This is a genomic window from Pseudonocardia sp. T1-2H, assembly GCF_038039215.1.
In the GTDB taxonomy this organism is placed as follows: Bacteria; Actinomycetota; Actinomycetes; order Mycobacteriales; family Pseudonocardiaceae; genus Pseudonocardia.
Map to the genome: position 1 here is coordinate 5691312 of NZ_JBBPCL010000001.1, position 14112 is coordinate 5705423.

The 14112-nt window shown below is 73.8% G+C and carries 16 protein-coding genes; 2 read left to right on the top strand and 14 right to left on the bottom strand.

What is annotated here, in order from left to right:
• Nucleotides 1-173 precede the first annotated feature (173 nt).
• Nucleotides 174-1547, top strand: coding sequence for a type VII secretion integral membrane protein EccD (gene eccD, locus WBK50_RS28010; protein ID WP_341338459.1), 1374 nt, complete (start codon nucleotides 174-176; stop codon nucleotides 1545-1547).
• The gene (mycP, locus tag WBK50_RS28015) at nucleotides 1541-2920 is read left to right on the top strand and encodes a type VII secretion-associated serine protease mycosin (protein WP_341338460.1); all 1380 of its coding nucleotides are present in this window, start codon (nucleotides 1541-1543) and stop codon (nucleotides 2918-2920) included. The genes eccD and mycP overlap by 7 nt, the downstream gene beginning before the upstream one ends.
• On the opposite strand, the gene eccB is transcribed toward mycP, so the two are convergent.
• The 14 genes from eccB to WBK50_RS28085 all read right to left on the bottom strand — a co-directional run bounded on the left by eccB (nucleotide 2814) and on the right by WBK50_RS28085 (nucleotide 14062).
• Entirely contained in the window at nucleotides 2814-4322 is a 1509-nt protein-coding gene (gene eccB, locus WBK50_RS28020; protein WP_341338461.1) for a type VII secretion protein EccB, read from the bottom strand. The genes mycP and eccB overlap by 107 nt on opposite strands.
• A 60-nt stretch (nucleotides 4323-4382) precedes the next feature.
• Nucleotides 4383-4814 carry a nucleoside deaminase gene (locus WBK50_RS28025; RefSeq protein WP_341339528.1) on the bottom strand — a complete coding sequence of 144 codons (432 nt, stop codon included), beginning with the start codon at nucleotides 4812-4814 and terminating at the stop codon, nucleotides 4383-4385.
• 35 nt (nucleotides 4815-4849) lie between these two features.
• Entirely contained in the window at nucleotides 4850-5815 is a 966-nt protein-coding gene (locus WBK50_RS28030) for an isopenicillin N synthase family dioxygenase (protein WP_341338462.1), read from the bottom strand.
• Nucleotides 5816-5891: 76 nt separating this feature from the next.
• Nucleotides 5892-6752 (bottom strand): tRNA pseudouridine(38-40) synthase TruA, encoded by an 861-nt coding sequence (truA, locus tag WBK50_RS28035; protein WP_341338463.1) that lies wholly within the window; start codon nucleotides 6750-6752, stop codon nucleotides 5892-5894.
• Nucleotides 6753-6768: 16 nt separating this feature from the next.
• Nucleotides 6769-7518 carry a 50S ribosomal protein L17, sunset domain variant gene (gene rplQ / locus WBK50_RS28040; RefSeq protein ID WP_341338464.1) on the bottom strand — a complete coding sequence of 250 codons (750 nt, stop codon included), beginning with the start codon at nucleotides 7516-7518 and terminating at the stop codon, nucleotides 6769-6771.
• A gap of 2 nt (nucleotides 7519-7520) precedes the next feature.
• Nucleotides 7521-8567: a DNA-directed RNA polymerase subunit alpha gene (locus WBK50_RS28045; RefSeq protein WP_341338465.1), complete on the bottom strand. Its 1047-nt coding sequence runs from the start codon at nucleotides 8565-8567 to the stop codon at nucleotides 7521-7523.
• Between the two features lie 148 nt (nucleotides 8568-8715).
• Nucleotides 8716-9321 carry a 30S ribosomal protein S4 gene (rpsD, locus tag WBK50_RS28050; protein WP_341338466.1) on the bottom strand — a complete coding sequence of 202 codons (606 nt, stop codon included), beginning with the start codon at nucleotides 9319-9321 and terminating at the stop codon, nucleotides 8716-8718.
• Nucleotides 9322-9341: 20 nt separating this feature from the next.
• Nucleotides 9342-9749, bottom strand: coding sequence for a 30S ribosomal protein S11 (rpsK, locus tag WBK50_RS28055; protein ID WP_297501786.1), 408 nt, complete (start codon nucleotides 9747-9749; stop codon nucleotides 9342-9344).
• Nucleotides 9749-10129, bottom strand: a complete 381-nt coding sequence (gene rpsM, locus WBK50_RS28060; protein WP_297501789.1) for a 30S ribosomal protein S13 — start codon at nucleotides 10127-10129, stop codon at nucleotides 9749-9751. Before rpsM ends, rpsK begins: the two co-directional genes overlap by 1 nt.
• Nucleotides 10130-10316: 187 nt before the next feature.
• On the bottom strand, nucleotides 10317-10430 hold the full coding sequence (gene rpmJ, locus WBK50_RS28065; protein WP_010148647.1) for a 50S ribosomal protein L36: 114 nt from the start codon (nucleotides 10428-10430) through the stop codon (nucleotides 10317-10319).
• A 94-nt stretch (nucleotides 10431-10524) separates the two neighbouring features.
• Nucleotides 10525-10746 (bottom strand): translation initiation factor IF-1, encoded by a 222-nt coding sequence (infA, locus tag WBK50_RS28070; protein ID WP_028929190.1) that lies wholly within the window; start codon nucleotides 10744-10746, stop codon nucleotides 10525-10527.
• A 447-nt stretch (nucleotides 10747-11193) separates the two neighbouring features.
• Nucleotides 11194-12576 carry an NAD(P)(+) transhydrogenase (Re/Si-specific) subunit beta gene (locus WBK50_RS28075; RefSeq protein WP_341339529.1) on the bottom strand — a complete coding sequence of 461 codons (1383 nt, stop codon included), beginning with the start codon at nucleotides 12574-12576 and terminating at the stop codon, nucleotides 11194-11196.
• Nucleotides 12576-12929, bottom strand: a complete 354-nt coding sequence (locus WBK50_RS28080) for an NAD(P) transhydrogenase subunit alpha (protein ID WP_341338467.1) — start codon at nucleotides 12927-12929, stop codon at nucleotides 12576-12578. Before WBK50_RS28080 ends, WBK50_RS28075 begins: the two co-directional genes overlap by 1 nt.
• Entirely contained in the window at nucleotides 12929-14062 is a 1134-nt protein-coding gene (locus WBK50_RS28085; protein WP_341338468.1) for a Re/Si-specific NAD(P)(+) transhydrogenase subunit alpha, read from the bottom strand. Before WBK50_RS28085 ends, WBK50_RS28080 begins: the two co-directional genes overlap by 1 nt.
• Between the last annotated feature and the right edge of the window lie 50 nt (nucleotides 14063-14112).

A 14112-nucleotide genomic window follows, 5' to 3' on the forward strand; every position in this document is an offset into this window, starting at 1 on the left:
TGGGCATCGGCGGGACCTCGCGGCGGGCCCGGCGGACCGCGATCGTGCTCGGCACAGCTACCCCCACGACTTCTCCCGTTCGCCCACGGGACGGCCCCGGGCCCGGTGATACTCGCAAGGCCCCGGCCACCCGCGGGGGCGTTTCGCAGAAGTCACCAGCTCCGGAGGACGGCATGACGACCGGTACCGCGTTCTCCCGGATCACGCTCGTCGCGCCGCAGGGCCGGGTGGACGTCGCCCTGCCCGCGGACGTCCCGGTCGCCGAGCTCGTCCCGATGGTCCTGGAGCTGATCGGTGAGCCCCGGAGTGACCCGGCGCTGCTGCCCTGGCAGCTCACCGGGGCCGCCGGCGGCGTGCTCCCGCCCGCGGCCACGCTCGAGGGCCTGGGCGTGCTCGACGGCGAGCTGCTGCGGATCGGCCCGGCCCGGCCGGCGCCCCCGCCCCCGGTGTTCGACGACCCGGTGGACGCCGTCGCCGCGGCCGTCGCCGAGGGCACGCGCACCGCGGCATCCGGGCGCTGGGCGGTACCGGGCGCGGCACTGCTGGTCGCGGTCGTCGCGGCGGCGTCCCTGGCGGCGGTGCGCGGCACGGGCGGGGCCGCCCTGGCCGCGGCGTTCGTCGCGGCACTCGGCTCCGCGTCCGCCGCCGCCGTCGCGGCGCAGACGGCCCGCGCGCCGGCGGAGTCCGCTTCGGAGCACCGGCCGGGGACCGTGGCCGCGGCGCTGACCGGGGTCGCCCTCGCGGCGGCCGCGGGCTGGCTGGTGCCGCCCGGGCCGCCGGCCGCCGCGGTACTCACCGCCGCCGCGGCCGCCGGGGTCGCGGCCACCGCCGGGCAGGCCGTGCTGCGCATCGTCGCGCCGCCGCTGGTCGCGGCGATCCTGGTGTCGCTCGTCGTCGTACCGGCCGCGGGGATCGCGTTCCTCCTCGACGTCCCGCCGGTCGCCCTCGCGGTCGGAGCCGGGACCGTCGCGCTGGCCGCCGGGCCGGTGCTGCCGAGGCTGGCGCTGCGGCTCGCGGGGGTCCCCGCGCGCGGCGATCTGGCCGGCGAGGCGCCGACGGGCCCGATCCCCGGCGGGGACCCGGACGCGAGGGGCCGGGCGGATCTCGCCCGCGGGCACCTCGCCGGGATCGTCACCGCGGACGCGGTCCTCGTCGCGGTCGGCGCAGCCGCCGCGGCGACCGATCCCGGCGTCCCGGGCCCGGCACTCGCGGCGGTGTGCGTCGCCGTGCTGTTGCTGCGCTCCCGGGCCTTCGCCGAACGGCTGCCCGCCCGGAGCATGCAGGTCGCCGCGCTGCTCGCGGCCGGGACCGCCGCGACGGGCGCGGGGCTGGGCGCCTCCGGACCCGCTCAGCGGGTGCTCGTGGCCACGGCCCTGCTCGGCGTGCTGCTGGCCGGGGCCGCCGGGGCGCTCGCCGTCGCCTCCGGGTGGAGCGCGTCTCCCGTCCTCCGGCGGATCGCGGACCTCACCGAGCTGGTGCTGACCGCGGCAGCCGTACCGCTCGCGTTCGCCGTCACCGGCCTGTTCGCCGCGGTCCGCGGATGGTGACGGGCACCGCGTTGCTCGGTGCGGTCCTGGCCCTGGCGCCGCTGGCCGAGCCGGGGCCCGCGGCCGGGTTGCGCCAGGTGACCGCGTGCGTCGCCCCGGGTGTCGACGCCGGCGCGGACGGGTCGGGCGGGCTCGCTCCGGTCCCCGGCCCTGTCCCCGACGGCCTCCACACGCTCGCCCGCGGCGCCGGCCAGCGCATCGCGGTGATCGACACCGGGGTGTCCCCGCATCCGCGGCTGCCGAACCTGCGCGGCGGCGGGGACTACCTCACCGGCGGTGACGGCCTCGACGACTGCGACGGCCACGGCACCGCCGTCGCCGGGCTGCTGGGCGCCGCCGCAGGCCCGGACGACGACGTGGTCGGCATCGCGCCGGACGCCGAGATCATCGCGATCCGGCAGCTCAGCCCCTCCTTCACGGTGCAGGACGGCACGGGGCAGGACGGCACGGGGGCCCGGCCCGCCGGGGACACGGACACCCTCGCCGCGGCCCTCCTGCGCGCCGTCGAGCTGCGGGCCTCCGTGGTCACCGTGAGCGAGGCCGTGTGCCTCGAACCCGCGCGCGCCGCCGTCGTCGGCCGGTCGTTGCGGGAGGCCCTGCGCCGGGCGGCCGCGGCGGACGTGCTGGTGGTCGCGGCCGCGGGGAACGCCGGTGGTGGGAACTGCACCGGCCGCGGCGACGAGGTTTCCCTGCCGGGGGGCGCGGCGTGGGCGGGTGGTGACGCCGACGCCCGGATGCCGGGCGTCGGCGTGCTCGGCGACGGGGTCCTGACGGTCGGGGCGGTCGGCCCGGACGACGCCGCGGCCCCGTTCACCGTCCCCGGCCCCTGGGTCGACGTCGCCGCGCGGGGCACCGGGCTGCGCTCGCTCGGTGTCGGATCCGGGCTCACCGCGCAGGACCTGCAGGGCACGAGCTTCGCCGTCCCGCTCGTCGCGGGGCTGGCCGCACTCGTGCGCGAGCGCAACCCCGGGCTGAGCGCCGCCGAGGTCGCGGAGCGGCTTGCGGACACCGCGCGGCGGCCCGCCGGGGCGGGCGCGGGCGCGGCACGGATCGACTCCGTCGGGTACGGGGTCGTGGACCCGCTCGCCGCCTTGTCCGCGCTGCCCACCTCCGCTGTCCCGGACCCGACGGCCGGATCCCTGCTGCAGCCCGCGTCGGCGCTGCCCTCGGACCCGTCGACGACCGGGATCGCGATCGCGGCCGGGATGTCCGTGGTCCTCGTCGGCGCCCTGTTCCCGCTCCTGCGGCGGCTGCGGCGCACGAGCCTCAGCGAGGCAGCCCGTCCACCACGGCCCGGGCCGCCGCGAGGTCCAGCGCCGGACCGGCGGGCAGCAGCCGCAGGGCCGCCTCCGGTGCGTCGGCCGCGGCGATGACGCCGAGGGCGGCGCCGGTCGCGTCGTCCGCGACGCCGTAAACCACACCGGCGCCCGACAGCAGCCACAGCGTCCCGCCCCCGGACGCGCTGTGCGCCCGCACCGGGCCCGGGTCCCGCAGGACCACCGTGTCCGTCCCCGGGCCCGTACCGTCCGCCGCGGCCAGATCCACGGCCACGGCCCCCGGGGCCACCGGCGGCTCCGCGGCCGTCCGCACGTCCGTCACGCCACCAGCCCAGGTCCAGCACACGACGTGCCCGTCCGGCGGGTCCGCCCACGGGCCCGCGGACACCGGCCAGGCCGCCGCGTCCAGCTGGGCGACGGCCGGGACCTCGGCGACGGTGCCGGGCGCGACCTCCACCGGGTCCGCGCCCGAGCGCGCCCGCAACGCCTCGGCGAGGGTCCCCGGGATCTCCTGGACGCCGCGGGCCAGCACGGCGTAGTAGCGGGCGGGCCCGTTCAGCGGCCGGACGACGAGCACGGTGCCGGCGTCCTCGCCGAGTCCGGCGGGTCCCGGCCCCGTGGCGAGGACCGGTGAACGCAGCGCGGGTCCCTCGGTGATCGCGGAGAGCAGGCCTGTGCCGACCTGCCGCGGGGTGTGCCCGGTCAGCCCGAGCGCGGCGACGACCACGGCGTCCGCCGGGTCGATCCGGTGCCGGACGCCCCCGATCACCGCCCAGGTGTCCCCCGCGCCACCGGAGAGGAGCAGCCCCGGGAGCGGGCCCGCTGCCGGGGCCGATCCGGCGGCCGAGGAGCCGGTCCCACCCGGACCTGCGGCGACGGCGCGCTCCCCGGCCGGGATCGGCGGTCGGGCGGGGGGAGCGAAGGAGCCCGCGAGGACGAGGGTCCGGCGGGGTGCGCCACGGCCGACGCGGTCGCAGACGGCCCAGCGGTCCGGCACGGGCGGGCCGTCCGTGCGCACGGCGACGGCGCCGGGCACCGCGGCGGCCGGGGTGCGGGGAGCGACGGCGAGGTCCTCGTCCCGCACGACCCTCGGCTCGACCGTCCCGGCCCCGCCACCCAGGGCCGCCACGACCAGCCGTCCGGCCGCCGCGTTGGCCACCGGGACCAGCCGGTCCGGGTCGTGCGCGACGGCGTACAGCGCGCCGGAGGCCCGGCCCACGACGAGCGACTGTTGCGTCCAGTCCGGCCGCGGCGACACCGCGGCGATCACCGCGGCCGCCACCAGCCCGAGCACGCCCAGCACGACGCCGGCGAACGCGGCCCGGCGCTGCGAGCGGAGCAGCTCGTGGGCGAGCACGGGGTCCGCACGGACCAGGGCCGCCTCGAACCGGCGCAGGCCGAAGCGGTGGGCGTCGGCCTGGTCCTTGGTCGCGGGCGCCCGCACGAGGCCGTGCGGCCCGGTGGCGCGGGGCGGCTCGAGCGAGCCCGGTGCGGTCACCGGCCGGACGGTAGCCAGGCCTGACCGGCACCGGGGCCGCTTCGGAACAGCCGGGGGAAACTACTCAGCGACGCCGATGTCCTCGTTCCACAGCTCGGGCCTCGCCGCGATGAACTCCTCCATCATCGAGACGCAGCGCTCGTCGTCGAGCAGGGTGACCCGGACCCCGTGCTCGGCCAGCCAGTCGTGCCCGCCGGTGAACGTGCGGCTCTCACCGATCACGACCGCGCCGATGCCGAACTGGCGGATCAGGCCGCTGCAGTACCAGCACGGCGAGAGCGTGGTGACCATGGTCGTGCTGCGGTAGTCCCGCTGACGGCCGGCGTCGCGGAAGGCGGCCGTCTCCCCGTGCGCCGACGGGTCGTCGTCCTGGACGCGGCGGTTGTGCCCGCGGCCGAGCACCGTGCCGTCCGCGGCGATCAGTGCACCGCCGATGGGGACGCCGCCCTCCGCCAGGCCGGCGCGGGCCTCGGCCAGGGCGACCTCGAGCATGTCCTCGGGATCCACCCGGCTGACGATACGGGTGCTCACGACACGGAGATCGCGTCGAGCCGCTCCCGCAGGAACGGCGCGGACACGACCGGCTCGAGATCGTCCCGGGTCCCGACGGGCGGGCCGAGCGGGGTGACGAGCGCGTCGTGGTCCAGCTCGTAGAACCACACCAGCGAGACGAGCTCCTCCGCCGGCGCCCCGGACTGCGGCGGCAGCACACGGTGCCGGCCCGAGCGCCAGCGCAGCCCGGTCCAGTGGGCGAGCAGGTCCCCGATGTTGACGGTCAGCGCGTCCGGGTCGTAGGGCGCGTCCCGCCAGCCGCGCTCGTCCGTGTGCACCTGCAGGCCGCCCGCGCCGGGCTCCCGGTCCAGCACGGTGACGGTGCCGAAGTCGGTGTGCGCGCCGATCCGGAACTGGCCCGGCGCGGGCTCGCCCACCTCGGTCAGGGGCGGGTAGCGGTTGATGTTGAACGTCCAGGTGGGGTTGCGGGTGAGCAGGTCGAACGTCGTCGCGGGCAGACCGAGCACGGACGCGCACAGGGCCAGCAGCTCGTCGGACATCCGGCGCATGTGCGCGGCGTACTCCCGCACCGCGTCGCCCAGCGCGGGGACCTCCGCGGGCCAGACGTTCGCCGGGAACCACACGTCGTCGATCTCCGGGTCCCCGACCGGGGTGTCCGCGCCGACGGCGAAGGACTCCTTGAGGTCCGGCGGCGTCGGCTCGCCCTCCACGTTCCCGTTCGCCTCGACGCCGGGCGGCAGCCAGCCGCGCCCGCCGATCCGGACGGAGTACCGCTCCTTCACGGGTGTCGGCAGGGCGAAGAACTCCCGGGCCGCTCCGCGCACCTCGGCGCGCAGGTCCGGGTCCACGCCGTGGCCGCGGACCAGCAGGAACCCGGCCTCGCGCAGGGAGGCGTCGACGTCCGCCGCGACCTGCCCGGGCCTCTCGTGCGACCGCCACTGCGCCAGATCGATCGTCCGGATCGGCTCGTGCTCGCCCATGCGTCCAGCCTCCGGTCCGCAGGCCCCGCGGGCAACCGTCCGGCCTGGACGGCAACACCCCCGAAACACCCTGTGCTCAGCGGGGCTCGAGCGGGGCCCGCACGTTCCGCGTGACGCCCGCGCGGGCGGCGAGCTCCGAGTTCGGCGGGTAGTCCACCCGGACCAGGGAGAGCCCGTGCGCCGGGGCCACCAGGACGTCGTTCGCCCGCAGGTCCCGCGCGAGCAGCCCGCCGGGCCACTCCACCGGCCGGCGCCCGCGTCCGACGTCCAGCATCGCTCCGACGAGGCTGCGGACCATCGAGTGGCAGAACGCGTCGGCGGACACCGCGGCGCGGACCACACCGTCGTCGTCACGCGTCCAGGAGAAGCGCTCCAGGGCCCGGACGGTGGTGGCGCCGTCCCGGCGCTTGCAGAACGCCGCGAAGTCGTGCTCGCCGAGCAGCAGCGCCGAGGCTGCGGCGACGGCGTCGAGGTCGATCGGGTGCGGCCAGCTCACGGTGTCCCGGGCGCGCAACGGCTCGGCGCCGTGCGGGGCGGTCGCGAGCCGGTAGACGTAGTGGCGGCGCAGGGCGGAGAACCGGGCGTCGAACTCGTCCGGGACAGAGGTGACCGCCCGCACCCGGACGTCCGGCGGCAGCAGCCGGGCCAGCCGGCGGACGAGCCGGTCCGCGTCCTCGGCCACGGGGAGATCCACGTGCGCCACCTGCCCGGACGCGTGCACCCCGGCGTCCGTCCGGCCGGCGACGGTCAGTGTGACGGGCGTGCGGACGATCCGGGAGAGCGCGTCGGTGAGGACGCCGCAGACCGTCCGCCGGGTGGGCTGCATGGCCCAGCCGGAGAAGTCCGTGCCGTCGTAGGCGATGTCCAGGCGGACCCGGTGCACGGCGACGGGCCCGTCCTCCGGAGGGAGGACGGGCCCGTCGATGTCGTGCGTCATGCCGAGAGAGCCGGGATCAGCTCTCGTCCTCGTCCTGCTGGGACGCGGGCAGCGCGAACCCGGCGGCCTCGGCGGCCTCCGGGGTGGCGAACCAGACCTCGGCCACGGTGCGGTCGTAGAACGCCGAACCGGGGACGTGGTACAGCTTCGAGCTGTCGTTGCCCTTGATCGGGAAGCCCTCGGGGGCCTCCGACGCGTCGGCGAGCGGGGCGTGGCTGCCCTCGCCGTACGGCGCGTCGGCGGCGGAGGACTCCTCGACCGTGCTGGTGCCGACGGTCTCGGCCTCGGCGACGGCCTCGGTGTCCGTCGTCTGCGGCTGGGCCGCCTCGACGGTCTCGGCCGGAGCCTCGGCGGTGGCCGCCTGCGACGCGGCGGCGCGACGTGCGCGGTTCGCCTCGTCCGTGACGGTCTTCTGCCGGACGAGCTCGATGACCGCCATCGGGGCGTTGTCGCCCTTGCGCGGCATCGTCTTGGTGATCCGGGTGTAGCCACCCTGACGGTCCTCGAAGAACGGACCGATCTCGGTGATCAGCTGGTGCACGACCGACTTGTCCCGGATCACCTTCATGATCTGGCGACGGTTGTGCTGATCACCCTTCTTGGCCTTGGTGATCAGCTGCTCCGCGTAGGGACGCAGCCGACGGGCCTTGGCCTCGGTGGTGGTGATCCGCCCGTGCTGGAACAGCGCGGTCGCCAGGTTGGCCAGGATCAGCCGCTGGTGAGCGGGCGAACCGCCGAGACGGGGCCCCTTGGTGGGCTGAGGCATGGCTACAACTGCTCCGTTTCTGCGTAGTCCTGGCCGTCGTCGCCGAACGGCTGGTCGGCGTCGTAGGTGTCCGAGCCGTAGTCCGCGGCGGCGGCCGACGGGTCGAACCCGGGCGGGCTGTCCTTCAGGGCCAGGCCGAGGCCGACGAGCTTCATCTTGACCTCGTCGATCGACTTCGCACCGAAGTTGCGGATGTCGAGCAGGTCTGCCTCGCTGCGGCCGACCAGCTCACCCACGGTGTGGATGCCCTCGCGCTTGAGGCAGTTGTAGGACCGGACGGTGAGGTCCAGCTCCTCGATCGGCATCGCGAAGGCGGCGATGGTGTCCGCCTCCTGCGGCGACGGGCCGATCTCGATGCCCTCCGCGTCGACGTTCAGCTCGCGGGCGAGGCCGAACAGCTCGACGAGGGTCTTGCCGGCCGAGGCCAGGGCGTCGCGCGGGCCGATGGACGGCTTCGACTCGACGTCCAGCACCAGCTTGTCGAAGTCCGTGCGCTGCTCGACACGGGTGGCCTCGACCTTGTACGTCACCTTGAGCACCGGCGAGTAGATCGAGTCGACCGGGATCCGGCCGATCTCGGCGCCGGTGGCCTTGTTCTGCATCGCCGGGACGTAACCACGGCCCCGCTCGACGACGAGCTCGACCTCGAGCCGGCCCTTGTCGTTCAGCGTGGCGATGTGCAGGTCCGGGTTGTGCACGGTGACACCGGCGGGCGGGACGATGTCCCCCGCGGTGACCGCGCCCGGGCCCTGCTTGCGCAGGTACATCGTCACCGGCTCGTCCTCCTCGGAGCTGACGACCAGCTCCTTGAGGTTGAGGATGATGTCGGTGACGTCCTCCTTGACCCCCGGCACGGTGGTGAACTCGTGCAGCACGCCGTCGATGCGGATGCTGGTCACCGCCGCCCCCGGGATGGAGGACAGGAGGGTGCGCCGGAGCGAGTTGCCCAGCGTGTAGCCGAAGCCCGGCTCGAGCGGCTCGATGACGAAGCGCGACCGGGTCTCGGTGACCGACTCCTCGGTCAGGGTGGGGCGCTGAGAGATCAGCATGGGTTGGTGCCTCCTTCAGGCCTGCCGCGCCCGCTATTTGACGCGGCAGTACCCGGACGCGGCCCTTTCCGCGTCCGGGGTGAAGGCACAGCCCCGGCGTGAGCCGGGACCGTGCCTTCGGGGTCGAGAGGGGCGGAGCCCCTGGCGTCTACTTGGAGTAGAGCTCGACGATCAGCTGCTCGGTGACCTGGGTGTCGATCTGGGCACGCTCGGGCAGCTGGTGGACCAGGATGCGCAGCGTCGAGGGGACGACCTGCAGCCATGCCGGAACCGGACGGTCGCCGACGAGCTCCTTGGCGATCACGAACGGGTCCGTGTTGATCGACTTCGGCTTGACGTCGATCACGTCGTACTGCGAGACGCGGAAGCTGGGGATGTTGACCTTCTGGCCGTTCACGAGGAAGTGACCGTGGTTGACCAGCTGGCGGGCCATGCGCCGGGTGCGGGCGAGGCCCGCGCGGTACACGACGTTGTCCAGCCGCGACTCGAGGATCTGGAGCAGGTTGTCACCGGTCTTGCCGGGACGCCTGTTCGCCTCCTCGTAGTACTTGCGGAACTGCTTCTCCAGCACGCCGTAGCCGAAGCGGGCCTTCTGCTTCTCCTGCATCTGCAGGAGGTACTCCGTCTCCTTGATCCGGATCCGGCCGTGCTGGCCGGGCGGGTAGGGACGGCGCTCGAAGGCCTGGTCGCCGCCGACGAGGTCGACCTTCAGCCGGCGGGACTTGCGGGTCATGGGACCGGTGTAACGAGCCATGAGTTGTTACTCCCTTTCCCTTAGACCCGGCGCCGCTTGGGCGGACGGCAACCGTTGTGCGGCTGAGGGGTGACGTCGGAGATGGTGCCGACCTCCAGGCCGGCTGCCTGCAGCGAACGGATCGCGGTCTCGCGGCCGGAGCCGGGACCCTTCACGAACACGTCGACCTTCTTCATGCCGTGCTCGGCCGCCTTGCGGGCGGCGCTCTCCGCGGCCATCTGGGCGGCGAACGGCGTCGACTTGCGCGAGCCCTTGAAACCGACGTGGCCGGCGGAGGCCCACGCGATCACCGCACCGGTCGGGTCCGTGATGGACACGATGGTGTTGTTGAAGGTGCTCTTGATGTGCGCGTGCCCGTGCGCGACGTTCTTCTTCTCCTTGCGGCGGACCTTCTTGGGGCCGGCCGCGGAGCGGGTACGGGGAGGCATTACTTCTTACCAGCCTTCTTCTTGCCGGCCACGGTCTTCTTCGGGCCCTTGCGACCGCGCGCGTTGGTCTTCGTGCGCTGACCACGGACCGGAAGTCCCCGGCGGTGTCGGATGCCCTGGTAGCACCCGATCTCGATCTTCCGGCGGATGTCCGCCTGCACCTCGCGGCGCAGGTCACCCTCGACCCGGAGATTGTTCTCGATGTACTCGCGCAGGGTGGCGAGGTCCTCGTCGCTCAGGTCGCGCGAACGCATGTCCGCGTCGATCCCGGTGGCGGCGAGGATCTCCTTCGACCGGGACCGGCCGATCCCGTAGATGTAGGTCAGTGCGATCTCCATCCGCTTCTCGCGGGGGAGGTCGACACCAGAGAGACGTGCCATGCGGCGGTGTGCTCCTGAGTCTGTGTCCGCCAGGTCTTCCCGACACCCGCCCCGGTGGGCACGACCTCGTGTGCTGTCGTGTCTCCGGGCCCCGGCCTGGTTCCGGGGGTGGTTGCGCCCGTGTGGCGCGGTAGGTGTGTCGAGTGCTTCGGTTGCTGCGGTCAGATGACCACGACGTGCGGGTGGATCAGCCCTGACGCTGCTTGTGACGCAGGTTCTCGCAGATCACCATGACCCGGCCGTGACGGCGGATCACCTTGCACTTGTCGCAGATCTTCTTGACGCTCGGCTGGACCTTCACGTCCGTCGTCCTTCTCGTGGTCCTCGGGAATGTCCGGGGCTTGCTCCCGGACCGACCCGTGGATGCGGGATCCCGGGGGCGAAGCCCCCGGATGTCACTTGTAGCGGTAGACGATGCGGCCGCGGGTGAGGTCGTAGGGAGAGAGCTCCACGACCACTCGGTCCTCGGGGAGGATCCGGATGTAGTGCTGCCGCATCTTCCCGCTGATGTGCGCGAGGACCCGGTGCCCGTTCTCCAGCTCCACGCGGAACATCGCGTTCGGCAGGGGTTCGACGACCCGGCCCTCGACCTCGATCGCCCCGTCTTTCTTGGCCATGTCCTCCGCGTTCCGTGACAGGTGTCAGTGTCTTCTCGTGCTGTGTACGGAGTCCCCACCGCGGGATGCGACGAGTTCTCCGAGCACGGCACGCGACGAGGAGACGGGACCGAAGGGTGCGAAGGCACGACCGGAACCGGCGCCACGAGGCGCGCCGATAGCCCAGTGTACGTGTGTTGCGCAGGTCGGCGCACATGGGGTACCGGGCGCGCGGGGCGCTGCCGGAGAACCCGGGCGGACCGGACGGAATCCCGTTGACCTCGACCCGCGTGCAGGTGGTGGGGCCGTGGAGGCAGAGCCTACCCCGGCAACGGGTCGACCGGCGGTACCCGCGCCGGGCCCGGGTGGGCGGCCGCCCCGGCCAGTGCAGCCGCTCCGGCACCGGGACGACCGACGCCCGAGTGGCTCGAGCGCCGGTCATCGACGCTCGAGCCGCTCAGGCGGCGGTCAGAGCGCCTTGAGCTCCTCGGTCACCTCCGAGACGGACTTCTTCGCGTCCCCGAACAGCATCGAGGTGTTGTCCGCGTAGAACAACGGGTTGTCGATGCCGGCGAACCCGCTGCTCATCGACCGCTTCAGCACGATCACCGAGCGGGACTGGTCGACGTTGAGGATCGGCATCCCGTGGATGGGCGACCCGGGGTCCGTCCGTGCCGCCGGGTTGGTGACGTCGTTCGCCCCGATCACCAGCGTCACGTCGGTGCGGGCGAACTCGTCGTTGATGTCGTCCATCTCCTTGAGCGCGTCGTAGGAGACGTCGGCCTCGGCCAGCAGGACGTTCATGTGTCCCGGCATCCGGCCGGCGACCGGGTGGATCGCGTACTTGACCTCGACGCCCTTGGCCTCCAGCAGCTTCGCCATGTCCTTGACGGCGTGCTGGGCCTGCGCCACCGCCATCCCGTACCCGGGGACGACGATGACCTGGCCGGCGTAGGCCATCTGGATGGCCGCATCCGCCGCGGAGGTGGACTTGACCGTGCGGTCCACGCCGTCGTCGGCGCCCGGGAGCGCGGCGGTCCCGCCGAAGCCGCCGGCCACGATGGCCGGGATGGACCGGTTCATCGCCGTGGCCATCAGGTTGGTCAGGATCGAGCCCGACGCGCCGACGATCATGCCCGCGACGATCATCGCGGTGTTGTCGAGCGCGAGTCCCGCCGCCGCGGCCGACAGCCCCGTCAGGGCGTTGAGCAGGGAGATGACGACCGGCATGTCCGCACCGCCGATCGGCAGCACGACCAGCACGCCCAGGATCGCGGCGAGCACCAGCAGCCCGACGATCCACAGCTGCGAGGCCCCGCCCATCCCGGCGACGACGGCGCAGACGATCGCGGCGACGAGCAGCAGGCCGTTGACGAACTGCTGGGCCTTCCCGAGCCCGATCGGCCGGCCGGGGAGGACCTCCTGAAGCTTGCCGAAGGCGATCAGCGAGCCCCAGAACGAGATCGAGCCGATGATCGCCGCGAACATCGACGCGACGATCACGTAGGTCGCGACGCCGGCGAAGCCGCCCGTCGTGCGGAACTCCGACCAGGCGATGAGCGCCACCGCGCCGCCGCCCACGCCGTTGAACAACGCCACCATCTGCGGCATCGCCGTCATCTTCACCCGGCGCGCGGAGGGGATGCCGAGCGCGGCCCCGACGACGAGCCCGACGACGATCAGCACCCAGTTGTGCTGGACGCGCAGCAGGGTCGCGACCACCGCGATGACCATGCCGACTGCGGCGATCTTGTTGCCCCGCACCGCGGTCTTCGGCCCGGTGAGGCCCATCAGGCCGTAGATGAAGAGCGAGAACGCGATGATGTAGAGGATCGGGACCAGGACGTCCATCACGCGCCGCCCTTACCGTTGGTGGCGGCCTTCTCGGCCGCCGGCGCGTCGGCGGGGGGCGTGGGCTTGGCCTTGAACATGCCCAGCATCCGGTCCGTGACGAGGAACCCACCGATCACGTTGATCATCCCGAAGGCGATCGCGATGACCAGGATGACCGAGTCCAGGACCGACGGGTTCTCGAGCTCGCCGAGCACGATCAGCCCGCCCAGCAGCACGATCCCGTGGATCGCGTTGGTGCCGGACATCAGGGGCGTGTGCAGCGTGTTCGGCACCTTGGAGATGACGGCGAACCCCACGAACCCGGCCAGCACCAGGATCGCGATGTTCGCGAGCAGACCACCGGACTCCATCAGGCGTCCCCTTCCGTGCGGGTCACGCAGGACTTCGCGAGGACCTCGTCGCCGAAGTCCGGCGCCAGGGCGCCCTCGTCGTCGAGCATCAGTTCCAGCAGCGAGGAGACGTTGCGGGAGTAGAGCTCGGAGGCGTGCTCCGGCATCGTCGCCGGGAGGTTGAGCGGGGACGCGATCGTGACGTCGTGCTTGACGACGACCTCGCCGGGCTCGGTGAGCGCGCAGTTCCCGCCGCTCTCCCCCGCCATGTCGACGACCACGCTCCCCGGCCGCATGCCCTCCACGGCCTTGGCGGTGACGAGCGTGGGTGCGGTGCGGCCCGGGACGTTCGCCGTGGTGATGACGACGTCGAAGCCGGTGATCGCCTCCTCGAGGCGTGCCTGCTGCTCGACCCGCTCGTCCTCGGTGAGCTCGCGGGCGTAGCCGCCCTCGCCGACCGCCTCGATCCCGAGGTCCAGCCACTGCGCGCCGAGCGAGCGGACCTGGTCCGCCACCTCGGGCCGCACGTCGTAGCCGGTGGTGCGGGCGCCCAGCCGCTTGGCGGTTGCCAGTGCCTGCAGGCCCGCGACGCCGACCCCCAGGATCAGCGCCTGCGCCGGCTTCACGGTTCCGGCGGCGGTGGTGAGCATCGGGAAGAAGCGGGTGGAGCGCTCGGCCGCGAGCAGCACGGCCTTGTAGCCCGCCACGTTGGCCTGCGAGGAGAGCGCGTCCATGGACTGCGCGCGGGAGATCCGCGGGACGGCCTCCATCGCGAACCCGCTGACGCCCGCGCCGCGCAGCGCCTCGACGGTCTCCGGGGACGTGAGCGGCGCCAGGAAGCCGATGTAGCTCGCCCCGGACCTGAGCCGGCCGATCTCCTCGGCCGTCGGTGGGGCGACCTTCACGACGACATCGCACCCCCACGGGTCCCCGACGGTGGCGCCCGCCTCGAGGTACACCTCGTCGGGGATCAGCGCGCCCAGCCCGGCCCCGGACTCGACGACGATCTCGACCCCGCGGGAGACCAGCTTCTCGACGACCTTCGGGACCAGCGCGACCCGGCGCTCCCCGGCACCCGACTCCCGCGGCACCCCGACGGTCGTCCGCCCCGGGGGCCGGTTCTCCGGCCGCGGCCCTGCGGCTTCTGCACTCATGGGCAGAACCTAGACCAGCGAGGCGCCCGGTGGCCCCCTTCGAATCACCC